The following is a 22,076-nucleotide window of genomic DNA, read 5'->3' on the forward strand; positions in this document are numbered from 1 at the left end:
ATATGGCGGTCAAAGCAGCGAAAATCAGCGTGTATGCCTGGGAAGGCACGGATCGCAAAGGTGCGAAAATGACCGGCGAGTTGACCGGACAAAATCCTGCGCTGATCAAGGCCCAGTTGCGCAAGCAGGGCATCAACCCGGGCAAGGTGCGGAAAAAGTCCACGTCCATTTTCAGTGCCGGTAAGCGCATCAAACCCTTGGACATTGCCCTGTTTACCCGGCAGATGGCGACCATGATGAAAGCCGGCGTACCGCTGCTGCAATCGTTCGAGATCATCGGCGAAGGCTTTGATAACCCGAACATGCGCAAGCTGGTGGACGAGGTGAAACAGGAAGTCGCGGCCGGTAACAGCTTCGCCGCGGCCCTGCGCAAAAAGCCCCAGTATTTCGACGAGCTGTACTGCAACCTGGTGGACGCCGGCGAGCAGGCCGGTGCCCTGGATACCTTGCTGGAACGGGTGGCGACCTACAAGGAAAAGAGCGAAAGCCTCAAGGCCAAGATCAAGAAAGCCATGACCTACCCGCTGGCGGTGGTGTTCGTTGCAATCATTGTGACCGGCATTCTGCTGGTCAAGGTTGTGCCGCAGTTCCAGTCGGTATTCTCGGGGTTCGGCGCCGAACTGCCGGCGTTCACCGTGATGGTCATCGGCTTGTCGGAGTTCATGCAGGACTGGTGGTGGATGATACTCGGCGTGCTGGCTGGGGGGATCTTCGGCCTGCGCCATGCCTTCAAGAATTCCCCGGGTTTTCGCGACCGGACGGACACCTGGTTGCTGAAACTGCCGCTGGTTGGCGCGCTCATGTACAAGTCCGCCGTGGCCCGATACGCCCGCACCCTGTCGACGACGTTTGCCGCCGGCGTGCCACTGGTCGAAGCCCTGGAGTCAGTGGCGGGCGCGACCGGCAATATCGTGTTCAAGCGAGCGGTGTTGCGCATCAAGCAGGACGTTTCGACCGGCATGCAGCTGAATTTTTCCATGCGTACCTCCGGCATCTTTCCGACCATGGCGATCCAGATGACGGCCATTGGCGAAGAGTCCGGTGCGCTGGACGACATGCTCGACAAGGTCGCGAGTTTCTACGAGGCCGAGGTGGACAACATGGTCGATAACCTGACCAGCCTGATGGAGCCATTCATCATGGTGGTGCTGGGTGTTATCGTCGGCGGGCTGGTGGTTGCAATGTACCTGCCCATCTTCCAACTCGGCTCAGCGGTCTGATATGTCCTTGAACGATTTTCTGAGCCTCAACCCGCTGGCCTTCGTGATTACCGCAGGGGTAATCGGCCTGCTGATCGGCAGTTTTCTCAACGTGGTGGTCTGGCGCCTGCCGAAAATGCTTGAGCGTGAATGGCGCCTGCAGGCCCATGACGTACTGGACTTGCCAGCCGAAGCCCCCGGCCCGACCTACAACCTGATATTGCCCCACTCCGAGTGTCCTCACTGCGGCCATCGGATTCGAGTGTGGGAGAACATTCCAATACTCAGTTATCTGTTTTTACGTGGGCGATGCTCGAGCTGTGCAGCGCCGATCAGTAAACGTTACCCGCTGACCGAACTGGCCTGCGGCCTGCTGTCGGCGTTCGTCGCCTGGCATTTCGGTTTCGGCTGGCAGGCCTGCATGGTGCTGGTCCTGAGTTGGGGCCTGCTGGCGATGAGCCTGATCGATGCCGAACATCAACTGTTGCCGGACGTACTGGTGATGCCATTGATGTGGTTGGGACTGGTCCTCAACAGCTTCGGGCTCTTCGTATCACTGCATGACGCGTTCTGGGGCGCGGTGGCCGGCTACATGGCGCTGTGGACAGTGTTCTGGCTGTTCAAGCTGGTCACCGGCAAGGACGGCATCGGTTACGGTGACTTCAAGCTCCTGGCGATGCTCGGCGCCTGGGGCGGCTGGCAGATCCTGCCCATGACCATTCTGCTGTCATCGCTGGTAGGGGCCATTCTCGGGGTTATTTTGCTGCGCCTGCGGGATGCGAAAACCTCGACGCCCCTACCCTTTGGACCCTATCTGGCCATTGCCGGCTGGATTGCCTTGCTCTGGGGTGGTCAAATAACCGGCTTCTATTGGCAGTTTGTCGGTTTGAAATGAATACCCCTGTGGAAAAACCCTGGATTCTCGGCCTGACCGGCGGCATCGGCAGCGGCAAAAGCGCGGCCGCGCAGCACTTCATCGACCTCGGCGTGCACGTGGTGGACGCCGATCATGCGGCTCGCTGGGTGGTCGAACCCGGTCGCCCGGCACTGGCAAAAATCGCCGAGCACTTTGGCCCCGGCGTGTTGCAAGCCGATGGCCAGCTGGATCGTGCGGCCCTGCGCAAGCTGATCTTCGAGGTGCCGGAAGAACGCCGCTGGCTTGAAGCGCTACTGCATCCGTTGATCGCCGAGGAAATCGCCCATCATCTGGCCAAGGCACAATCGCCTTATGCGATTCTGGTTTCGCCGCTGCTGATCGAGTCCGGGCAGTACGCCATGACCCAACGGGTCCTGGTGATCGATGCCCCGGAACAGTTACAGATCGAACGCACCCTGCAGCGTGACCAGACCAGCGAACAGCAAGTCCAGGCGATCCTCAAGGCTCAGTCCAGCCGACAGGACCGCGTGAGCCATGCCGACGATGTGGTGGTCAACGACCGCGACCTCGCCTGGCTGCACAGCGAGGTCGAACGCCTGCATCACTTTTACCTTACTTTGCGTGGAGGCCAGTCATGAGCCAAACCCCGACCGTCGATTGCCCAACCTGTGGCGCCCCTGTCGAATGGAGCCCCGAGAACAAATTCCGGCCATTCTGTTCGGACCGTTGCAAACTGATCGACTTGGGCGCCTGGGCGTCGGAAGAGCACAAGATCCCGGTGCCCCCCGATGCCGAGGACGAGTTGTTCAGCGGCGACTTCGACCCACGTCACTGATCCCGGCCATCAGGGCCGCATAAAGCCATAGTCCTGGCCCTCGTCGAGGTTCTCGGCGAGAAACCGCAACTCATCGGCCAGGTCTTCGATATTGCGTACTGCCTTGCTCTGCTGCACCACTGCACTGAGCAAGGCGCGCAGGCTCAATCCCGGATCGAAACCCACCTCTTGCGCCACATCCAGACTCTGACGCAGCTCCTGCCTGGCCCACTCGTAGACACTCATTTCGATGCTCCTGAAAGTTTTCCGAAGCATGGATTCGTCAACGTTTTTTGGATTTGATGTGGATCAAGATTCGGGATCGTCATCTTTCCAGGGCGCCGATAGATAGCGCGTGCGATTGAACGTCTCCAGCCATTCGGGGCAGAACACCACCAACGCGCTGACCACCATGCCGTTGATGAACGCTTCCGGAAAAATCAGCAACCACAGGTAACCAACAAAGTCTTCCAGCCAATACGGCATGGCGAATCGCTCGTCGTACCACAGCAGCGTGAGTGTCAGGATCAGGCACAACAAGGCCGACAGCGCAGCGGCAAAAAAACCGGAACAGAAGATGTACACGAAGGGATTACGTGGCTGCGCGCGCTCCACCAGGATGGCGCAGCACTCGGTGACCAGCACCGGCAGCAGAATCAGCAGCGCTCCGTTTACGCCGACAGCGGCCAGGTCCTGACGCCCGAGCAACACCAAGCCCACCTGCGCGACCAACCCGCCGACAATCGCCAACGGCCAATCCAGCAGTAAGGTCACGGCGGTCATGCCGATGAAGTGATAGGACACGCCGGTATCGAAGTCCCGTCGCACCAGCCACAGCATGAACAGCGCGAACACCGTACCGAACAGCAGATGCTGGCGACGGCTGTCGCTGAACAGTTCGACCCATGGCGCTCGCGCAATTGCCCAGATCAGCGCCGGTATATAGATCAGCCAACCCACCGTCAGGGTTTCGGATGACAGTAACTCGGCACCGATCATGGCTGGGCACACTCCCTTGTCTTGCCAGAAGAGAACAGGTCATCAGTCTACACCGCCCTTCGACATTGCTCTGGAGGGGCGTTTTAGGATTAGGGGGCATATGGCGGCTCTTTTCTGATCGTGTACATATCCGTTACTGCGGTAACGGCGACTTATGGTTTCGCTTTTACAGCGAGTCACTTTCGAAAAGCGCGAAAGTAACCAAAGCGCTTTTGCCCCTCCATTCGGTGCCTCGCCTAGGCTCGGCATGCCCTCACTCCGGCATTGCTCCGGGGGCCCGCCGCCATCGGCCATCCATGGCCGGGGGCGGCTACCGCGGCATCCCTGCCGCGGTGCCCCCTACGCAACGCCTGCGTTCGGCCTCTGGGAAAGGGGCGGACAGATCAAGATCAAAAACCAAAGCAACGGCAACGGCAAGATCAAAAGATCGCAGCCTTCGGCAGCTCCTACAGGGGAATGCGTTCACTTGAAGTCAGGCCGGCCGGTAGGCCGCCTCGCTTTGGCTTTTGCGGTGCACGCCCCCTCGAGAGACCGAGTGGAGGTTCTGCGCAGTGGGCAACCCGGCATGGATGCCGGGTTAGCCGCCCCCGGCCATGGATGGCCGATGGCGGCGGGCCCACGGAGCAGGACCGGAGCGAGGGCACCCTGAGCCTAGGCGAAGGGCCGAACGAAAGGGGCAAGAGCCTTTGGTTACTTTGGGCTTTTCAAAGTGACTCGCTGTAAGAGCGAAACCGCCAGCCGGCACTACCGCAGAAACGGATATGCACACGATCAAAGACCCAGCGATTGTTACATTTCCTGCAAGACTGAATCAGACCCAGCCCCCTTTATCCCCCGCAGGCAAAGACTAAAATTCAGACACTGGAACCCACACAGAGCACAGAAAAATGAAAACCCTGACCAGCCTGTTCCTGACCCTCGCCGCCACCTCGGCCCTGGCCGCCAACGAGCCAGCCGCTGCCACCCCGTACAACCCGGCACAGCCACTGGACATCGCCAAGGTCGTTTCAGTGACAGACACCGCAACCGCCTGCGGAGTCGTGCCAGCGACCATGGAATATATCGACCATCAGGGCCAGACCCATCGCGTGACGTACGAAGTCATGGGCAACTGCACCACCGATCTGTGATCGCCCCAGTCATAACAACTTCCATGTGTAGCTGAGAATCAGGCGATTCTCGTCGATATCACTGCGGTAGTTGGAGCGCGCCATGGCGTTGCGCACGCGGATCCCGAGGCCTTTGAGGCTGCCGCTTTGCAACACATAGCCGATGTCCAGATCGCGCTCGCGGTCCTTGCCTTCAAACCCCTTGCCGGTGTCGACGTTATTGCCGGTGATGTAACGCACGGTGCTGGTCAGCCCCGGCACGCCGAGGGCGGCGAAGTCGTAGTCGTAACGCGCCTGCCAGGAACGCTCATCGGTGTAGGCAAACTCATAGGTCGGCACCTCGTTGCCCAGCGGTGAGATGTTGGCAAACACTCGCGGAAAGGCGCTGTCGCCGAACATGCCCTGGTAGCCGACATAAAACGTGTGGCCCCCGCGCTTGGCCGACAGCAGGGAGAAGAACGCCTGGTTGTCGATATTGCCCAGCAACTTTTTGCCGTCTTCGCGCGAATCGTAATAGCCAAGGTTGGCGCCCAGGGTCCAGTCTCCCGCCGGCTCGCTGTGCTTGAAGCCGAGAAAGCGCTGGTTGTAGATATCTTCCAGTTGCCCGAACCAGGCGCTGACCGAACTGCGTTTATCATTGAACGCGTAGTCGGCGCCGGCAAAGTTGAAACCATCGCTGCTGACCTGACGCTGGGGTACATGACCGAGCATGGCTTGCATCTTTTCATCGCCAGCCTCGTTGCGCAGGCTGGTCGAACTCAAATGACCGCCCTGTAAGGTCAAGCCATCGATCTCATTGGAGCTGATGCTTGCGCCCTGATAACTGGGTGGCAGCAGACGGATATCGCTGAAGGCCAGCACCGGCAGGTTGGGTTGCAGTTCCCCCACCTTCAATTCGGTCTTGGAGTAACGCACCTTCAGCGCGCCCCCCAGACGACTGTATTCATTCGCCGCGCGTCCATCATCGTGCACCGGCAACAAACCGGTATTGACCCGATCCGGGCTGCTGTCGAGTTTGAGGCCGAGCAGGCCAATGACATCCACACCAAAACCGACAGGCCCCTGGGTGTAACCGGATTTGACGTTGAGAATGAAGCCCTGTGCCCACTCTTCGGCCTTCGACTGTTTATTGGCGCCGACGATGTCGGAAAAGTCTCGGCTGAAGTAGTAATTGCGCGCTTGCAAGGTGGCGGTGCTGTCTTCGATGATGCCGCCCTCGGCGGCCATCGCACCGGTGGAGAAACTCGAGACGACAGCGATGGACAACACTGAACCGGTTGTTGGAAAAATCTGTTTCATCGTTTTTTCTCTTATTTTTATTGATCGACAGGTTGAAGTGATTCGATTGCGGCGATTTCGCCGCTAGGGACGGGACGACGGGCGCTTAAAAACAAGTGGGTGACCATGCCGAAAATCAGTCCCCAGAAAGCGGCAGACAACCCAAACAGCGACATGCCCGAGGCGGTGGTGAGAAAGGTCACCAACGCGGCTTCACGATCACTCGGCACCGCCATTGCGCCAGCCAGTGCCCCGGCGATCGCGGAGAACAGCGCCAGCCCGGCCAGGGCTGCGATCAACTCCTTGGGAAACGCCGAAAACAACGAAACCAGCGTGGCGCCAAAGATCCCCAGCACCAAATAACAGAGACCGCCCACCACCCCGGCCACATAGCGTTTGCCCGGGTTTTCATGGGCCTCGCGACCGGTACAGATGGCGGCGGTAATCGCCGCCAGATTCAGCCCGTGACAACCGAACGGCGCCAACAGCGCAGTGCCCAACGCACTGCTGGCGATGATCGGGCCGGCGGGCGTTGAGTAGCCGCTGGCGCGCAGCACCGCCATGCCGGGGACAAACTGGCCGGTCAGCGCCACCATCACCAGCGGCAAGGCGATATTCAGCGTCGCGCTCAAACTGAACGCAGGCGTGATCCACACTGGCGTGGCCAAACCGATCACCAGCGCTTCGCGGTGCAAATCACCGGCGAGAAACGCGATGGAACAGCCCACCAGCAGCACCATCAACACCGCATATCGCGGCATCACCCGTTTGCAGATCAGATACGTTGCAAACATCGCCAGCACCAGCACCAGCAGCGGCTTGCCTTGCAACGAGACGAACAACCCGGTGCCGAAACTGAACAGAATCCCCGCCAGCATCGCCGCCGCAATCGCCGCGGGCAGTTTGCCGATGATCCGGTCAAATGCTCCCGACACCCCGACCAGAAAGATAATCAGGCTGCTGACCAGGTACGCGCCCACCGCTTCGGGCATGGAGATTCCCGGCAACAGCGCCACCAGCAACGCCGAGCCCGGCGCCGACCAAGCGATAATCACCGGCACCCGGTAACGCAGGCTCAAACCGATGCCGAGCACCGCGCTGCCGATGGAAATCGCCCAGACCCACGACGACAGCACTTCTCGCGAGAGGTGCGCGGTTTCGGCGGCTTGAAAGATGATCACCAAGGGGCCCGCGTAGGAAATCACCGTCGCGATAAATCCGGCGACGGCAGCCGACAAGGAAAAATCCCGGACTAACGTTTTCATGAAACGTCGCCGACAGACCCGCCAGGCGAACCATGGCGCAGGCCCGACAGCGCTTGTTTGACACTGCGCTGACTGCTGATCGCGAACACGGTCATGGCAATGGCGGCCACCGCACCGGGCAAGGCAAACGCCATGAAGTTCAGTTGCAGCGGCAGGCTGATCCCCAGCAAGGCACCACCCAGCAGCGGGCCGACGATAGCGCCGTTGCGGCCGATGCCCGACGCCCAGCCCAAACCGGTGGAGCGAATGGCCATGGAGTAGAACTGCGCGGCGCAGGCGTACAGCAGAATCTGCGAGCCGATGGTGGTGGCGCCAGCGATGGCGATCAGCAGGTACAACACCGGCATCGGACTGTTGAAGCCAAGCAAGGTGATCGATACGGCTGCACCGGCGAAGAACATCGCCAACACGCGCGGCAGGTTGAGTTTGTCACCCAGCACACCGCCGCCGACCGCGCCAAAAATGGCGCCGAAGTTGAGCACCAGCAGGAACGACAGGCTCGAGCCCAGGCTGTAACCGGCGTTTGCCATCAGTTTCGGCAGCCAGGAACTCAAGGCGTAGACCATCAGCAAGCAGCAGAAAAAAGCCAGCCACAGCATCAGCGTGCGCAGCGCCCGCCCCTCACGAAACAACTGCAACACCGGGGTGCCGCTGCCCTTCACTTCGCTCATGTGCAGCTGATCGCCGGTTTGCGCGATATACGCCGGATCGACTCGCTGGAGAATGTTGCGCGCCTCTTCATTGCGCCCCTGACGCAGCATGAAACCCACCGATTCAGGCAGGAAGTACATGATCAACGGCAACAGCAGCAACGGCAGCACCGCCACGTAAAACACCGACTGCCAACCGAAACTTGGGATCAGCACGATGCCGAGCCCCGCCGAGAGCATGCCGCCCACCGAGTAGCCGCTGAACATGATCGCCACCAGCGTGCTGCGGATTTTCTTCGGCGCGTATTCGTTCATCAGCGCCACGACGTTGGGCATCACCCCGCCAATGCCCAGCCCGGCAATGAACCGACAGAGGCCAAACTCGGTGGGGTCACTGGCAAAACCGTTGAGTACGGTAAAACCGCTGAACAGCATCACGCACAGGGTGATGGCTTTTTTACGACCGATCTTGTCTGACAGCGGGCCGAAAAACAGCGCGCCAAACATCATTCCAAACAGTGCATAACTTCCCAGTGCGCCGGCTTGCAGAGGACTGAGCCCCCACTCTTTCATCAGCATCGGCAACACCACGCCGTAGATCACCAAATCGTAACCGTCGAAAATGATGATCAGGGCGCACCAGAACAGCACCATCCAGTGAAAGCGGTTGAATCGTGCCTTGTCGATAACCTCATGTACGTCAATCTTGCGCATGGCATCTATCTCTTGTTGTTGTTTTTTTAAGAGTCGGTAACGCGGCTAACGTCCGTACAGCCGAGGGTAAAGTCGCCAGGCACGGGGCAATATCCGCTTTGCGCAGATCGCTATCCGTTTTGTGCACTGCCCGGAACCGGGCGTTGGGTGGGGAAAGAGGGGCTTGAATCAGAGAAACCTGTGGCGAGGAGCACGTCTATGCTGGACTTACACCGCTCATGCCTTTGCTCCTATCTACAGGAGGAAAAATCAATGGTTCCCACGCCCATTTCCGAGAAGGCTTTCTCTCGAGGTCTGCTCGATGTACTGATTCGTGCCGGGTTGATTGCCGTTCTGGTGGTTTTCTGCTTCCAGATATTCAGTCCATTCCTCGATCTGATGCTGTGGTCGATAATCCTGGCAATCACCCTCTACCCATCACAGGTCAGGTTCAAAGGCATGCTGGGAGACAAGGATGGGCTCAGCGCGACGCTGATTGTGCTGATCGCCATCTGCATCCTTATGGTGCCTGCCTATTTGTTGGGAACCTCGATTGCAGACTCCGTGGAACGGGCGATAAGCATGGTCAAAAGTGACAGTTTCCATATCCCCCCGCCGTCCGATGCGGTGGCCGGCTGGCCACTCGTGGGCAAACCCCTTCATGGCTTATGGACACAAGCTGTCACCAACCTGCCCGACCTGCTACAGAAGTTCATACCGCAAATCAAAGGTGTCAGCCTCTCCCTGCTGAGCAAGCTGGCGGGGGCCGGCATGGGGCTCCTGTTATTCATCTTCGCCCTGATGATTGCCGGTATTTTTTTAGCCTATGGTGAAAGTGGCCACCGCAGCGCAGTGCAAATCGCTTCGCGCTTCTGCGGCCCGGTCAAGGGACCGAAAATCACCGAGCTGTGCACCGCGACCATCCGGGCAGTGGCGTTGGGCGTGGTCGGCATCGCCTTCATCCAGATGCTGTTGATCGGCATCGGCTTTGTGTCCATGGGCATCCCCGGCGCAGGTCTTCTCGCCTTGGCGGTGCTGCTTATTGGCATCATGCAATTACCGGCCACCCTGATTACCCTTCCGGTCATCGTCTACGTCTTCGCGAACGAAGGTGCCAGTACGGCGACCATTGTGTTTGCCATCTATGTCTTCGTTGCGGGCCTGGTCGATAACGTCCTCAAACCGTTGCTGCTAGGTCGAGGTGTCGATGTGCCAATGCCGGTGGTGCTGATCGGTGCCTTGGGCGGCATGGTCACGAGCGGTATCCTCGGCCTGTTTATCGGCCCCGTGATACTGGCGGTCGGTTATCGGCTGTTCTGGCAATGGGTGGACGATCAAGCGCAAGAACCCGGGACAGACCACCAGGGACCGACCTGACACGTCTGCCGAGGATATCGCCATGCTGTTGAATCTACTCGCCGGTCTCCCCGTGATGCTGTTCTGCCTGCTGATGCAAGCCGTTTTCATAACTATCTGTTTGCGCCATTACGTGCATTTCAGGCATACCCATCCAAATCGCGAATCGCAATGGCTGAATATCCTGTTGCTGTCGATGGTCATGGTGCTGATGTTGCTCGGCAATTTCGTGCAGATCGTCATCTGGGCCACCCTGTTCATGTTGCTCGACGAATTCGACGAATTCGCCACTGCGCTCTATCACTCGGCAGTCAACTTTGCCACGCTGGGCTATGGCGATATCATCATGTCCCCACGCTGGCGTCTGCTTGGCCCACTGGAAGCCGCCAACGGCATCCTGATGTTTGGTGTCTCTACCTCAGTCATGACCGCTGCGGTGATGGATGTCATCAAACACAGCATGGAAAGGCTACAACAGCGCGAACACCTATAGGTACGTCAGAAAAAGCAGGTAAGGTTCTATCTGAAGAAATCGCGACAGCCTTTTTTCTTTTGCGACAGACTTTATTATTCAGATCACATTTGAACGCTAAGCTTGGGCCTATGGATGACTCAGATTATTTACGCCTGCTGACCATCGCGGCCGAGCAAGCCAACACGTTCCTTTCCAATGCCCGCAAATGGGAGCGTGAGCGTTGGGTTTGCCAGCGCCTGCTGCAAGGTCTGAACATTCCCTATCGCGCCGACGAGTTTGCCCCCGCCGGAGAGCCGCCGGACGTGCTGTTTCGCGACGCGAATTTCGAGGTGTTCTTCGTGCTCGACGAGGGCCGGCGCCTCAATGATGAATGGCGTGATGAGCTGCAACGTCGGCGCAGCGCGTTCTCCCTGAGCCAGCTGGTGCGCCGCGAGGCCAAGCCCCGGCGGATCCCGGCTAATGAATTTCTGCTGAGACTGGCGCCAACCTTGCGCAAAAAAGCCCACAACTACAAAGAGCGCGGCATGGACCTGGGGGATCTGGACATCATCGCCTTCGCCAGCCTCAAGCGCGAAGTGCTGGACCTCAACAGCCACTTCCCGCCCCCCACCGAATACCTGCGTCAAGGCTGGCGTTCGCTGTCGCTGGTCGGCCCGACCTTCGCCCGCGTGCTCTTCGCCCACCCGGACGCCCCGGATTTCCTGCGCAGCAACCTGGGACGCAGCATCGTCTTCGATGTCGGGATCAGCCTGTGAGTCCCGCCACAGATACCGGCAACCCTGCACAGGATGGCGCAATCACTGGCCGAATGTTACAAAGCGCAATCGTTCACCCGAACCACATGCACCGTTCAACGCTTGCAGACAATCTGCTGTAACGTCTGCACATTCAGCAACGTCTACCCGACGAGGCCTTTATGACCAGCCGCCTGAACCCCGACGACCAGAAGCATGTCGAAGAGTACCTGCACCTGTCCCAGCACCAAGTCGAGCGCCGGCCTTTCCGGCCGTGGATGCTCCTGGTGGTGGTGTTGGCAGTGACCATTGGCCTGGGCCTGTTGAGCCGACTTATCAGTTACCTGACGCTATGAGCTGCATCGCGCTCGCTCGGGTAATTGCACCGATTTCTTTTAGCCTTGCGAGATATCCCCATGACTCATCGTATTGTCATCGTTGGCGGCGGCGCCGGCGGTCTGGAGTTGGCTACCCGTCTGGGTAAGACTCTGGGCAAGCGCGGCACGGCCAGTGTGATGCTGGTCGACGCGAACCTGACCCACATCTGGAAACCGCTGTTGCACGAAGTGGCCGCTGGATCGCTCAACTCTTCCGAAGACGAACTCAACTATGTTGCCCAGGCAAAATGGAACCATTTCGAGTTCCAGCTGGGGCGCATGAGCGGGCTCGATCGCGCACAGAAGAGAATCCAGCTGGCCGCCACTTATGACGAAGCTGGTCTGGAACTGGTGCCGGCGCGCGAAGTGCCTTACGACTCGCTGGTGATCGCGGTCGGCAGCACCACCAACGACTTCGGCACTCAAGGCGCGGCGCAACACTGCCTGTTCCTCGACACCCGCAAACAGGCCGAGCGCTTCCATCAGCAACTGCTCAATCACTACCTGCGCGCGCACGCCGGACAGACCGACACCGTGCAACAGATCAGCGTGGCCATCGTCGGCGCCGGTGCCACCGGGGTCGAACTGGCAGCGGAACTGCACAACGCCGCCCATGAACTGGCGGCTTATGGCCTGGACCGGATCAAGCCGGAAAACATGCACATCACCCTGATCGAAGCCGGGCCACGGGTTCTCCCGGCGCTGCCGGAACGGATCGGCGGGCCTGTGCATAAAACCCTGGAGAAACTCGGGGTCAACGTCATGACCAATGCCGCGGTCAGCGAAGTGACCGCCGACAGCCTGATTACCGCCGACGGCCAGGTAATCAACGCCAGCCTCAAAGTCTGGGCCGCCGGGATTCGTGCGCCGGGTTTCCTCAAGGACATCGATGGCCTGGAAACCAACCGCATCAACCAGCTGCAAGTGTTGCCGACCCTGCAAACCACCCGCGACGAGAACATCTTCGCCTTCGGTGACTGCGCGGCCTGCCCGCAACCGGGCAGCGACCGCAATGTGCCGCCGCGCGCCCAGGCGGCCCACCAACAGGCTTCGTTACTGGCCAAATCGCTGAAACTGCGGATCGAAGGCAAGGCCCTGCCGGAATACAAATACACCGACTATGGCTCGCTGATTTCGCTGTCGCGTTTTTCGGCTGTGGGTAACTTGATGGGCAACCTGACCGGTAGCGTGATGCTCGAGGGCTGGCTGGCACGGATGTTTTACGTGTCGCTGTACCGCATGCACCAGATGGCACTGTATGGCGCGTTCCGTACGGCGATGTTGATGCTTGGTAGCAAGATTGGGCGTGGGACCGAGCCACGGCTCAAGCTGCACTAAATTTTCGGCGTCTGTCAGGGCCTCATCGCGGGCATGCCACGCTCCCACAGGATCTGCGTCGTACGCAAATATGCGGCCAACAAAGATTAACTGTGGGAGCGTGGCTTGCCCGCGATGCAGGCGCCTCGGTCTACCCCCGTGAACACTTCTGTGTCTCACTGTATCTCCCCCACGATTTCACCCCTTCGCTTACAAACTCCCTCCTTGCACGACACAGTAGCGATACACCACGCCCGCTAAATGGCCACACCCGAGCAAGGCACCGCCTGCTTCGGTCATCGCCGCACCTACGTGGCGTCCTTTATCGAACGGTTGTGTCGTGCAACCCAGGAGATTTGTAATGTCCCGTACCACTACTCTCAGCAAAAACACCGTTGGCCTGCTCGGCGCTGTCCTGGCCGGCGGCCTGATGTTGTCCGGTTCCGTATTCGCCGCGCAGCCACTGACCCAGGGCTACATGGTCGCCTCCGCCGAAACTTCGGTAAAAACCCCAGAAGGCAAATGTGGCGAAGGCAAGTGCGGCGATGCCTCGATGGCCAAGACCGACACCGATGGCGATGGTCAGGTGTCCCGTGCGGAGTTCCTGAAAGTGGCGCCCAAGGGCGACTTCGACAAGATCGACACTAACCACGATGGTCAAATCTCGGAACAAGAGGCTTTCGACAATGTGAAAGCCAGCTACGAAGCCAATGGCAAACAAATGCCAAAAGGCTTGTTCGAGCACCTGAAAGACAACAGCTAAGCCAATGAAGACCAGGCCCTGCTTCTCCATCGAGGAGCGGGGCTTTTTTTCGTCCGGCGGATTTACAACTGAAACCGCTGCACCATGGTCCGTAACGAATTGGCCAACTGCGACAGCTCATGGCTGGAGGCGCTGGTCTGATCGGCGCCAGCAGCGGAGCGTACCGACAAATCGCGAATGTTCACCAGGTTGCGGTCAACTTCACGCGCCACTTGCGCCTGCTCTTCGGCGGCGCTGGCGATCACCAGGTTGCGTTCGTGGATCTGGTGAACCGAGGCGGTGATGGTCTGCAGCGCCTCACCCGCATGCTCAGCCAACGCCAGGGTGCTGGCTGCCCGCGAGGAGCTGGCTTGCATGGAGTCCAGCGCCTGGGTTGAGCCAGTACGCATGCCCTGAACCATTTGTTCGATTTCCTGAGTCGATTGTTGCGTGCGGTACGCCAGGGCGCGCACTTCGTCGGCAACCACCGCGAAACCTCGACCGCTTTCGCCTGCTCGCGCCGCTTCAATGGCGGCGTTAAGAGCCAACAGGTTGGTCTGTTCGGCAATGGCACGAATCACATCCAGCACCTTGCCGATGTCCTGGGACTGGTTGGCCAACGATTGCACCAAGCCGCCAGTCGTCTGTACGTCGCTGGCAAGGGCGCTGATGGCTCTCACGGTTTCGCTCACTCGCTGCTGACCAACGTGTGCCGACTCACTGGATTGGCGCGTGGCATCGGAGGTAGAAACCGCATTGCGTGCGACCTCCTCCACCGCCGTGGTCATTTCGGTGACGGCCGTCGCCGCTTGTTCTATCTCGTTGTTCTGCTGTTGCAGATTCTGGGTGCTGTCGAGCGTGACCACGTTCAATTCATCGGCTGCCGTCGCCAATTGCGCCGCCGAACCGCTGATGCCCTGCAAGGTTTCACGCAAGTTGTGTTGCATGGTCGCCAGCGCCTTGAGCAAGCGGCTCACTTCGTCGTTGCCATGGGTTTCGATAGGACGGGTCAGATCGCCTCGTGCCACGTTTTCCGCAGCGTTCAACGCCTCTGCCAAGGGTTTGACGATGCTGCGGGTCAACAGCATCGCAAGGCCGACCGTGGCCAACGCCGCGAGGGCAATGAACAGGCTGACGATCATCCGGGAGCTGGCATAGTGCTCTTGGGATTTCTGGCTCTCGGCAGCCACTTGCCGGGTGAACAGTTCCGCCAGATCGTTGAGCTGTTTGCCCGAACCGTCGACAACGGTCTTCATGTCGACCAGCAGCAGTTTGGTCAGCTCGTCACGCTTCCCTTGCTCAGCGAGGGTGAAGGATTGGGCGATGCCGTTGCGGTAGGCGGCGAAGGTTTTTTTGAACTGGTCATACAACTCCTGGCCCTCAGGGGTAGTGACCAATTTGTCATAAGCGGCGATTTTCTCGCTCAACTCCTTGTCGCGCGTGTCCATCTGACTGCGGTAAGTGGCGATGTTCGTCGGATCCTGATCCAGGGCCATGCGCAGGGAAATGGTACGGATGCGCAGCATGAGCTCGCGGATCTCGTCACCGCCGCGAATGCTCGGCAACCATTGGGTCTCCACCGCCACCTCGCTGTCGCGAATGCTCGACATCTGCCCCAGTGCAAATACCCCGAGCAACGCCACCAGTACCGCGATCAAGGCAAAACCCAGCGCGGCGCGAGGGGCAATATTCAGCTGACGAAGAAACATAACGAGCGCCTTTGTTTTTATTGGCTGGAGTGGAGGCCCTGTCCGTGCCCCGTTAGCTCGTTATCGGCAAGTTGTACGATGACTTGAAACGATCTGCTTTTTCGCAGGCAAAAAAAATCCCCGTATCTTTCGATACGAGGATTTTTAATATGGTCGGGGTAAGGGGATTCGAACTCCTGACATCCTGCTCCCAAAGCAGGCGCGCTACCGGACTGCGCTATACCCCGGTAAAAAAAAGGCACCTTTGAAAGGCGCCTTCTGCGAACAGAGCTTTTGGCGTCTGATCTTAAGATTCGATTCCAGCGTTAACTGGTTTCAAAAATGGTGGGTCGTGTGGGATTCGAACCTACGACCAATTGGTTAAAAGCCAACTGCTCTACCAACTGAGCTAACGACCCAAAAATGGTCGGGGTAAGGGGATTCGAACTCCTGACATCCTGCTCCCAAAGCAGGCGCGCTACCGGACTGCGCTATACCCCGGTTTGAAATTGGCTCCGTGACCAGGACTCGAACCTGGGACCCAATGATTAACAGTCATTTGCTCTACCGACTGAGCTATCACGGAACTACATATTTCAATTACAACTGGTATTTCAATTTACAACTGTGAAGCTTGCTTCACCTCTTCGACCCGTTCGCATCGCTGCGTTCGTGTGTCTGAGGCGCGCTATTCTACAATCTTAAGCACCTCTGTCAACCCCCTAAATTGCTTTCAAGTTAATGATTTGCAACTTATTTCAGATTCCTGCTTGGGGAGCAGAAACCCCTTCGGGGTGACTTACTGCGGGGCGCACTTTACAAGCATTTTCCTTTGAGTTCAACAGCCTATCGAAAAAAAGGCCTCGCAATGCGAGGCCTCTTTCATTTTGTTGCCACCGGGGATCAGACAAAGACGATTTCGTCGTTCTCCACCACACCTTTGGCGGTCTCTCCGGGCATGAAACGACCCGATAGAATCAGCTGTGCCAGCGGGTTCTCGATCCAGCGCTGGATCGCCCGTTTGAGCGGCCGTGCGCCATAGACCGGGTCGTAACCGACGGCGATCAGCTTATCCATCGCTTCCGGACTCAGCTCAAGCTTCAGCTCGCGCTCGGTCAGGCGGCTGCGCAGGCGACCCAACTGGATCTCGGTAATGCCGGCGATCTGATCCCGAGCCAGCGGCTCGAAGATCACCACTTCGTCGACCCGATTGATGAACTCCGGCCGGAAGTGCGTGGAAATCGCATCCATCACCGCTGCGCGCTGCGCTTCGCGATCCCCTATCAGTTCCTGGATCTGCACCGAACCGAGGTTGGAGGTCATGACGATCACGGTATTTTTGAAATCCACCGTGCGGCCATGGCTGTCGGTCAAACGGCCATCTTCGAGCACTTGCAGCAAGATGTTGAACACGTCCGGGTGGGCCTTCTCGACCTCATCCAAGAGGATCACCGAGTAAGGCTTGCGACGCACCGCCTCAGTCAGGTAACCGCCCTCTTCATAGCCCACATATCCCGGTGGCGCACCAATCAGGCGAGCCACGGAATGTTTCTCCATGAATTCGGACATGTCGATCCGCACCATCGCCTCTTCAGTGTCAAAGAGGAACTCGGCCAGCGCCTTGCACAACTCGGTTTTACCGACACCGGTCGGGCCGAGGAACATGAACGAACCGCTCGGGCGATTCGGATCGGACAACCCGGCACGGGAACGCCGCACTGCGTTGGAGACGGCGATCACTGCTTCGTCCTGACCAATCACACGTTGGTGCAACAGGCTTTCCATCTTCATCAGTTTTTCGCGCTCGCCCTCGAGCATTTTCGCCACGGGGATGCCGGTCCACTTCGACACGACTTCAGCGATCTCTTCTTCAGTCACCTTGCTGCGCAACAACTGGTTTTCGCTTTTGCCGTGCTGGTCGACCATTTGCAGGCTGCGCTCCAGGTCCGGGATCACCCCGTATTGCAGCTCGGCCATGCGGTTCAGGTCGCCTTTACGGCGTGCGGCTTCCAATTCCTGACGGGACTGTTCGATTTTCTGCTGGATCTGCGCCGAACCATGAACTTCGGCTTTTTCCGAGTTCCAGATTTCTTCGAGGTCCGAATATTCACGCTCGTGACGGGCGATTTCTTCCTGCAGTTTTTCCAGACGTTTCTTCGCCGCGTCGTCGCTTTCTTTCTTCAGCGCCTGGGATTCCACCTTCAACTGAATCAGGCGACGCTCCAGACGGTCCAGCACTTCCGGCTTGGAGTCGATCTCCATGCGGATGCGGCTGGCGGCTTCGTCGATCAGGTCGATGGCCTTGTCCGGCAGCTGGCGGTCAGTGATGTAGCGATGACTGAGCTTGGCCGCGGCGATGATTGCGCCGTCGGTGATCGCCACCTTGTGGTGAACCTCGTAACGCTCTTTAAGGCCACGCAGGATGGCGATGGTGTCTTCTTCGCTCGGCTCGTCCACCAGGACTTTCTGGAAGCGCCGCTCGAGAGCCGCGTCCTTCTCTATATATTGGCGATACTCGTTGAGCGTGGTCGCGCCGACGCAATGCAGCTCACCGCGAGCCAATGCAGGCTTGAGCATGTTGCCGGCGTCCATCGAGCCTTCGCCCTTGCCGGCACCGACCATGGTGTGCAATTCGTCGATGAACAGAATGATCTGCCCTTCCTGCTTCGACAGTTCATTGAGCAGAGACTTGAGGCGCTCTTCGAATTCGCCACGGTATTTGGCACCGGCAATCAGCGCCCCCATGTCCAGAGACAACAGGCGCTTGCCTCTCAGGCCATCGGGCACTTCACCGTTGATGATGCGCTGGGCCAGGCCTTCGGCGATCGCGGTTTTACCCACGCCAGGCTCACCGATCAGCACCGGGTTGTTCTTGGTGCGGCGTTGCAGAACCTGAATGGTGCGGCGAATTTCGTCGTCACGGCCAATCACCGGATCGAGCTTGCCCTCTTCGGCGCGCTTGGTCAGGTCGATGGTGTATTTATCCAGCGCCTGACGCGATTCTTCGTGGTTGGCGTCATTGACTGCGTCACCGCCGCGCAGGTTGTTGATCGCATTTTCCAGGGCTTTCTTGCTCACGCCCTGTCCGAGCAGCAATTTGCCGAGCTTGCTGTTTTCGTCCATCGCGGCGAGCAGCACCAGTTCGCTGGAGATGAATTGGTCGCCCTTCTGCTGGGCCAGGCGATCGGCCTGGTTCAGTAGACGCGCCAGATCCTGCGACATGTTCACGTCGCCGGTCGGGTTCTGGATTTTCGGCAGCTGATCGAGCGCTTTGGTCAGTTCTTTACGCAGGCTGTTGACGTCGAAACCCACCTGCATCAGCAGAGGCTTGATCGAACCACCCTGCTGCTCAAGCATGGCTTGCATCAAGTGCGCCGGTTCAATGGCCGGATGATCGAGGCCGACAGCCAGGGACTGGGCGTCGGACAGGGCTAACTGCAGCTTGCTGGTTAAACGGTCTATACGCATGGGTTCACCTTCCTTTTGAGCAGGCCGGACCTATAAACATCCCGAATAAAGAAACCTGCCAGATACCGCTATAGATGTGGTCGATTCTGGGAGATTCAAGCGTCGTGCAGTTGATGTAGATCAGAGAAGTCTAGCGTTCGAGCCAGATCAGAGAGGCAAACCTGCCGGTGCGTGGACTGCGGCGGTAAGAAAAGAAGCGAGGATCAGTCACGGTACAGAATCCGCCGCCATAAACAGCGGTAACCCCGCGAGCGGCCAGACGTAAACGCGCCAGCTCATAGATGTCGGCCATGAACTTGCCGGCATTCTGGCTCGGCACGAAGGCTTGGGCGGCTTCAGGCAATTGCTGGACGAAGGTTTCGCGCACTTCCGGGCCGACTTCAAAGGCTTGAGGGCCTATGGCCGGGCCGAGCCAGACCAGCACGTCTTCGGGCGGTACAGCCAGACTGTCGAGGGTCGCTTCCAGCACACCCGCCGCCAGCCCGCGCCAACCGGCATGGGCGGCAGCGACGCGGGTGCCGGCACGGTCGCAAAACAGCGCAGGAAGGCAGTCGGCGGTCATAGCTGTGCAAGCAATACCGGGTGTTGCCGTCCAGCTGGCGTCGGCAGTGGCTACCAGGTTTGGGTCCGCTTGGGCCACGACAATGCCGTGAACCTGTTGCAACCAGGCCGGTTGAATCGAGAAACGATCGGTGAGGCGACGGCGGTTTTCGGCGACAGCTTCAGGGCTGTCGTCGACATGATCGCCCAGGTTGAGGCTGTCGAACGGCGCCAGACTGACGCCGCCCGCACGGGTGGTAACGCAGGCTTTGACGCTGGCCGGCGCGGGCCAGTCAGGCGTCAGCCAGGTCATCCGATGAACGCCTCGCGGTCTTGCTTGAGCAGCGACAGCAACCAGACGAAGTCATCCGGCAGTGGCGATTCCCAGCTCATGCGTTTACCGGTGGTCGGATGATCCAGCTCCAGGAACCGCGCATGCAGCGCCTGACGCGGGAAATTCTTCAGGGATTCGACCATGGTCACGCTGGCGGCCGGTGGAATACGGAAACGACCGCCGTAGGCAGGATCTCCGACCAACGGGTAGTTGATGTGCGCCATGTGCACGCGAATCTGGTGCGTACGACCGGTTTCCAGCTTCACCCGCACGTGAGTGTGGGAGCGGAAACGCTCGAGCACGCGGTAGTGACTGACGGCTTGCTTGCCACCTTCCATCACCGCCATGCGCTGGCGCTGTTGGCCGTGACGACCGATCGGTGCGTTGATCTTGCCGCCGGCCGTCACCACACCGATTACGATGCACTCGTAGATCCGGCTGACGCTGCGGCTCTGCAATTGCGTGACCAGCTGTGTCTGCGCCTGAATGGTCTTGGCCACCACCATCAGACCGGTGGTGTCCTTGTCCAGGCGATGCACGATACCGGCGCGGGGCACATTGATGATGTCCGGCACGTGGTGCAGCAAGGCGTTGAGCAAGGTGCCGTCGGCGTGACCGGCGGCCGGATGCACCACCAGGCCAGCGGGCTTGTTGATCACCAGGATGTCGTCGTCTTCATAGACGATGTCCAGCTCAATGTCTTGAGCGATCCATTCGCCCTGAGCTTCCTGCTCGGCAGTCAGTTCAAGAATGGCGCCACCGTGAACGATGTCTCGCGGGCGGATAACCGCCCCATCCACAGTCAGGCGGCCGTCTTTGATCCAGGCGGAAAGGCGCGAGCGCGAGTGCTCAGCGAATAATTGTGCGGCGACTTGATCGAGGCGTTGGCCGCCCAATTCGGACGGCACCTCTGCGCGAAGTTCAATTTTATCGGACATGCTCAGACTAGGCGTCGGCACAGCCTTTGGTTTCGGCTGCGCGCTTGTGGTTAAATACGGCGTCTTTTGCCCCGAGGCTTTTCAACGGGGCACTCATCATAACAGGACGGCCCCGCCCAAGACAGCGGCCGTCATAGGGACGCAAGCCGCCATGCAAGTGAAACACCTGCTGCTGATCGCCATCCTCGCATTGACCGCTGCTTGCTCATCGAAGGAAGTCGTAGACGAAAACCTGAGCGAAGTCGAGCTGTACCAGCAGGCTCAGCACGATCTGGATAACAATAGCTACACCGCCGCCACAGCCAAGCTGAAGGCCCTGGAGTCGCGTTATCCGTTCGGTCGCTATGCCGATCAGGCTCAACTCGAGCTCATCTACGCCAACTACAAGAACTCCGAGCCTGAGGCTGCGAAGTCCGCCGCCGAGCGATTCATTCGTCTGCACCCGCAGCACCCGAACGTCGATTACGCCTACTACCTCAAGGGTCTGACCTCTTTTGACCAGGACGTCGGCCTGCTGGCGCGCTTCCTGCCACTGGACATGACCAAGCGTGACCCGGGCGCTGCCCGCGACTCCTACAACGAGTTCGCCCAGCTGACCAGCCGCTACCCGAACAGCCGCTACGCGCCGGACGCCAAGCAGCGCATGATTTACCTGCGTAACCTGCTGGCGGCCTATGAAATCCACGTTGCCGACTACTACCTGACCCGTCAGGCCTACGTTGCCGCCGCCAACCGTGGCCGTTATGTAGTGGAAAACTTCCAGGAAACCCCATCGGTCGGTGACGGCCTGGCGGTGATGACCGAAGCCTACCAGCGCCTGCACCTGGACGAACTGGCTGCGACCAGCCTCGAAACCCTGAAACTCAACTACCCGAACCACCCAAGCCTGGTGGACGGTCAGTTTGTGCCGAGGGTAGCCGAAGCCGACAACCGTTCGTGGCTGAGCAAGGCCACCCTGGGCCTGATCGAATCCCGTCCGCCACTGCCGCCGGGCGAAACCCGCGCCAACCAGGACGTGCAGAAGCAGTTCCAGGATGCCAAGGACGCGATTCCGAACGAGCTCAAGCCTAAAGATGAAAACGGCGATGTGATCGAAGAACCGGAACCCGAGTCCAGCAACACCGACCGTTCCTGGTTCAGTCACATGACCTTCGGCCTGTTCGACTGACGCGGGGATGTTGTACCGGGAAGGCGCCTTTCGAGGCGCCTTTTTTATTGCCGGA

At 59.1% G+C, this 22,076-nt stretch carries 21 protein-coding genes and 4 tRNA genes; 12 read left to right on the top strand and 13 right to left on the bottom strand.

The genetic code is table 11. The annotated features are described in order from the left end of the window. Positions 1 to 2 precede the first annotated feature (2 nt). From ACEN9A_RS25495 to yacG, 4 genes are read left to right on the top strand one after another with little or no spacing between them, the layout of a single operon-like run. Positions 3 to 1,220, top strand: coding sequence for a type II secretion system F family protein (locus ACEN9A_RS25495; protein ID WP_019650988.1), 1,218 nt, complete (start codon positions 3 to 5; stop codon positions 1,218 to 1,220). Position 1,221: 1 nt separating this feature from the next. Next, entirely contained in the window at positions 1,222 to 2,094 is an 873-nt protein-coding gene (locus ACEN9A_RS25500) for a prepilin peptidase (protein ID WP_258671185.1), read from the top strand. Further along, positions 2,091 to 2,714 (top strand): dephospho-CoA kinase, encoded by a 624-nt coding sequence (coaE, locus tag ACEN9A_RS25505; RefSeq protein WP_026346004.1) that lies wholly within the window; start codon positions 2,091 to 2,093, stop codon positions 2,712 to 2,714. The genes ACEN9A_RS25500 and coaE overlap by 4 nt, the downstream gene beginning before the upstream one ends. Continuing rightward, positions 2,711 to 2,911: a DNA gyrase inhibitor YacG gene (yacG, locus tag ACEN9A_RS25510; protein ID WP_007938961.1), complete on the top strand. Its 201-nt coding sequence runs from the start codon at positions 2,711 to 2,713 to the stop codon at positions 2,909 to 2,911. Before coaE ends, yacG begins: the two co-directional genes overlap by 4 nt. A 9-nt stretch (positions 2,912 to 2,920) precedes the next feature. Here yacG and ACEN9A_RS25515 read toward each other — a convergent pair whose 3' ends face one another. Together ACEN9A_RS25515 and ACEN9A_RS25520 are read right to left on the bottom strand one after the other, a co-directional pair. Next, positions 2,921 to 3,136 (bottom strand): hypothetical protein, encoded by a 216-nt coding sequence (locus tag ACEN9A_RS25515; RefSeq protein ID WP_007938959.1) that lies wholly within the window; start codon positions 3,134 to 3,136, stop codon positions 2,921 to 2,923. A 63-nt stretch (positions 3,137 to 3,199) separates the two neighbouring features. Further along, the gene (locus ACEN9A_RS25520) at positions 3,200 to 3,889 is read right to left on the bottom strand and encodes an energy-coupling factor ABC transporter permease (protein WP_258671186.1); all 690 of its coding nucleotides are present in this window, start codon (positions 3,887 to 3,889) and stop codon (positions 3,200 to 3,202) included. An 887-nt stretch (positions 3,890 to 4,776) separates the two neighbouring features. Between ACEN9A_RS25520 and ACEN9A_RS25525 the strand changes: the two genes are divergently transcribed. Beyond that, on the top strand, positions 4,777 to 5,019 hold the full coding sequence (locus tag ACEN9A_RS25525) for a DUF2790 domain-containing protein (RefSeq protein WP_018930181.1): 243 nt from the start codon (positions 4,777 to 4,779) through the stop codon (positions 5,017 to 5,019). A 9-nt stretch (positions 5,020 to 5,028) separates the two neighbouring features. On the opposite strand, the gene ACEN9A_RS25530 is transcribed toward ACEN9A_RS25525, so the two are convergent. Genes ACEN9A_RS25530 through ACEN9A_RS25540 form a run of 3 tightly spaced genes read right to left on the bottom strand, consistent with a single transcriptional unit; the run spans position 5,029 to position 8,905 of the window. Then, complete coding sequence (locus tag ACEN9A_RS25530; protein ID WP_258671187.1) at positions 5,029 to 6,297, bottom strand: OprD family porin; 1,269 nt, start codon at positions 6,295 to 6,297, stop codon at positions 5,029 to 5,031. A gap of 17 nt (positions 6,298 to 6,314) precedes the next feature. Further along, entirely contained in the window at positions 6,315 to 7,541 is a 1,227-nt protein-coding gene (locus ACEN9A_RS25535; RefSeq protein WP_258671188.1) for a benzoate/H(+) symporter BenE family transporter, read from the bottom strand. Continuing rightward, entirely contained in the window at positions 7,538 to 8,905 is a 1,368-nt protein-coding gene (locus ACEN9A_RS25540; RefSeq protein WP_258671189.1) for an aromatic acid/H+ symport family MFS transporter, read from the bottom strand. The genes ACEN9A_RS25535 and ACEN9A_RS25540 overlap by 4 nt, the downstream gene beginning before the upstream one ends. Positions 8,906 to 9,157: 252 nt before the next feature. Here ACEN9A_RS25540 and ACEN9A_RS25545 point away from each other — a divergent pair, with 252 nt between their 5' ends. The 6 genes from ACEN9A_RS25545 to ACEN9A_RS25570 all read left to right on the top strand — a co-directional run bounded on the left by ACEN9A_RS25545 (position 9,158) and on the right by ACEN9A_RS25570 (position 13,906). Then, complete coding sequence (locus ACEN9A_RS25545; RefSeq protein ID WP_258671190.1) at positions 9,158 to 10,261, top strand: AI-2E family transporter; 1,104 nt, start codon at positions 9,158 to 9,160, stop codon at positions 10,259 to 10,261. 22 nt (positions 10,262 to 10,283) lie between these two features. Beyond that, positions 10,284 to 10,733 (top strand): potassium channel family protein, encoded by a 450-nt coding sequence (locus tag ACEN9A_RS25550; protein ID WP_019650980.1) that lies wholly within the window; start codon positions 10,284 to 10,286, stop codon positions 10,731 to 10,733. A 110-nt stretch (positions 10,734 to 10,843) separates the two neighbouring features. After that, complete coding sequence (locus ACEN9A_RS25555) at positions 10,844 to 11,470, top strand: DUF1780 domain-containing protein (RefSeq protein ID WP_007938395.1); 627 nt, start codon at positions 10,844 to 10,846, stop codon at positions 11,468 to 11,470. 161 nt (positions 11,471 to 11,631) lie between these two features. After that, positions 11,632 to 11,805: a DUF3094 domain-containing protein gene (locus tag ACEN9A_RS25560; RefSeq protein WP_007938396.1), complete on the top strand. Its 174-nt coding sequence runs from the start codon at positions 11,632 to 11,634 to the stop codon at positions 11,803 to 11,805. 60 nt (positions 11,806 to 11,865) lie between these two features. Then, positions 11,866 to 13,164, top strand: coding sequence for an NAD(P)/FAD-dependent oxidoreductase (locus ACEN9A_RS25565; RefSeq protein ID WP_019650979.1), 1,299 nt, complete (start codon positions 11,866 to 11,868; stop codon positions 13,162 to 13,164). 340 nt (positions 13,165 to 13,504) lie between these two features. Beyond that, positions 13,505 to 13,906, top strand: a complete 402-nt coding sequence (locus tag ACEN9A_RS25570) for an HvfA family oxazolone/thioamide-modified RiPP metallophore (protein WP_138866324.1) — start codon at positions 13,505 to 13,507, stop codon at positions 13,904 to 13,906. A gap of 62 nt (positions 13,907 to 13,968) precedes the next feature. Here ACEN9A_RS25570 and ACEN9A_RS25575 read toward each other — a convergent pair whose 3' ends face one another. The 8 genes from ACEN9A_RS25575 to rluD form a co-directional block, all read right to left on the bottom strand. Further along, on the bottom strand, positions 13,969 to 15,594 hold the full coding sequence (locus ACEN9A_RS25575) for a methyl-accepting chemotaxis protein (protein WP_258671191.1): 1,626 nt from the start codon (positions 15,592 to 15,594) through the stop codon (positions 13,969 to 13,971). Between the two features lie 150 nt (positions 15,595 to 15,744). After that, a tRNA-Pro gene (locus ACEN9A_RS25580) sits at positions 15,745 to 15,821 on the bottom strand. A gap of 95 nt (positions 15,822 to 15,916) precedes the next feature. Further along, a tRNA-Lys gene (locus tag ACEN9A_RS25585) sits at positions 15,917 to 15,992 on the bottom strand. A gap of 5 nt (positions 15,993 to 15,997) precedes the next feature. Beyond that, positions 15,998 to 16,074: transfer RNA gene (locus tag ACEN9A_RS25590), tRNA-Pro, on the bottom strand. Between the two features lie 9 nt (positions 16,075 to 16,083). After that, positions 16,084 to 16,159, bottom strand: a tRNA-Asn gene (locus ACEN9A_RS25595). Positions 16,160 to 16,476: 317 nt separating this feature from the next. Further along, positions 16,477 to 19,041, bottom strand: coding sequence for an ATP-dependent chaperone ClpB (gene clpB / locus ACEN9A_RS25600; protein WP_019650976.1), 2,565 nt, complete (start codon positions 19,039 to 19,041; stop codon positions 16,477 to 16,479). A 130-nt stretch (positions 19,042 to 19,171) separates the two neighbouring features. After that, complete coding sequence (pgeF, locus tag ACEN9A_RS25605) at positions 19,172 to 19,894, bottom strand: peptidoglycan editing factor PgeF (protein ID WP_019650975.1); 723 nt, start codon at positions 19,892 to 19,894, stop codon at positions 19,172 to 19,174. Continuing rightward, a complete protein-coding gene (gene rluD / locus ACEN9A_RS25610; RefSeq protein WP_007901932.1) occupies positions 19,891 to 20,853 on the bottom strand; it encodes a 23S rRNA pseudouridine(1911/1915/1917) synthase RluD in 963 nt (320 codons plus the stop codon). The genes pgeF and rluD overlap by 4 nt, the downstream gene beginning before the upstream one ends. 151 nt (positions 20,854 to 21,004) lie before the next feature. Here rluD and ACEN9A_RS25615 point away from each other — a divergent pair, with 151 nt between their 5' ends. Continuing rightward, on the top strand, positions 21,005 to 22,021 hold the full coding sequence (locus ACEN9A_RS25615) for an outer membrane protein assembly factor BamD (protein WP_258671192.1): 1,017 nt from the start codon (positions 21,005 to 21,007) through the stop codon (positions 22,019 to 22,021). Positions 22,022 to 22,076 lie beyond the last annotated feature (55 nt).

The sequence above is a fragment of the Pseudomonas sp. Pseusp18 genome, assembly GCF_059506005.1.

Coding starts and splice junctions, on each gene's coding strand:
- ACEN9A_RS25495 (WP_019650988.1), top strand. CDS start 3: ATGGCGGTCAAAGCAGCGAAAATCAGCGTGTATGCCTGGGAAGGCACG.
- ACEN9A_RS25500 (WP_258671185.1), top strand. CDS start 1,222: ATGTCCTTGAACGATTTTCTGAGCCTCAACCCGCTGGCCTTCGTGATT.
- coaE (WP_026346004.1), top strand. CDS start 2,091: ATGAATACCCCTGTGGAAAAACCCTGGATTCTCGGCCTGACCGGCGGC.
- yacG (WP_007938961.1), top strand. CDS start 2,711: ATGAGCCAAACCCCGACCGTCGATTGCCCAACCTGTGGCGCCCCTGTC.
- ACEN9A_RS25515 (WP_007938959.1), bottom strand. CDS start 3,136: ATGAGTGTCTACGAGTGGGCCAGGCAGGAGCTGCGTCAGAGTCTGGAT.
- ACEN9A_RS25520 (WP_258671186.1), bottom strand. CDS start 3,889: ATGATCGGTGCCGAGTTACTGTCATCCGAAACCCTGACGGTGGGTTGG.
- ACEN9A_RS25525 (WP_018930181.1), top strand. CDS start 4,777: ATGAAAACCCTGACCAGCCTGTTCCTGACCCTCGCCGCCACCTCGGCC.
- ACEN9A_RS25530 (WP_258671187.1), bottom strand. CDS start 6,297: ATGAAACAGATTTTTCCAACAACCGGTTCAGTGTTGTCCATCGCTGTC.
- ACEN9A_RS25535 (WP_258671188.1), bottom strand. CDS start 7,541: ATGAAAACGTTAGTCCGGGATTTTTCCTTGTCGGCTGCCGTCGCCGGA.
- ACEN9A_RS25540 (WP_258671189.1), bottom strand. CDS start 8,905: ATGCGCAAGATTGACGTACATGAGGTTATCGACAAGGCACGATTCAAC.
- ACEN9A_RS25545 (WP_258671190.1), top strand. CDS start 9,158: ATGGTTCCCACGCCCATTTCCGAGAAGGCTTTCTCTCGAGGTCTGCTC.
- ACEN9A_RS25550 (WP_019650980.1), top strand. CDS start 10,284: ATGCTGTTGAATCTACTCGCCGGTCTCCCCGTGATGCTGTTCTGCCTG.
- ACEN9A_RS25555 (WP_007938395.1), top strand. CDS start 10,844: ATGGATGACTCAGATTATTTACGCCTGCTGACCATCGCGGCCGAGCAA.
- ACEN9A_RS25560 (WP_007938396.1), top strand. CDS start 11,632: ATGACCAGCCGCCTGAACCCCGACGACCAGAAGCATGTCGAAGAGTAC.
- ACEN9A_RS25565 (WP_019650979.1), top strand. CDS start 11,866: ATGACTCATCGTATTGTCATCGTTGGCGGCGGCGCCGGCGGTCTGGAG.
- ACEN9A_RS25570 (WP_138866324.1), top strand. CDS start 13,505: ATGTCCCGTACCACTACTCTCAGCAAAAACACCGTTGGCCTGCTCGGC.
- ACEN9A_RS25575 (WP_258671191.1), bottom strand. CDS start 15,594: ATGTTTCTTCGTCAGCTGAATATTGCCCCTCGCGCCGCGCTGGGTTTT.
- clpB (WP_019650976.1), bottom strand. CDS start 19,041: ATGCGTATAGACCGTTTAACCAGCAAGCTGCAGTTAGCCCTGTCCGAC.
- pgeF (WP_019650975.1), bottom strand. CDS start 19,894: ATGACCTGGCTGACGCCTGACTGGCCCGCGCCGGCCAGCGTCAAAGCC.
- rluD (WP_007901932.1), bottom strand. CDS start 20,853: ATGTCCGATAAAATTGAACTTCGCGCAGAGGTGCCGTCCGAATTGGGC.
- ACEN9A_RS25615 (WP_258671192.1), top strand. CDS start 21,005: ATGCAAGTGAAACACCTGCTGCTGATCGCCATCCTCGCATTGACCGCT.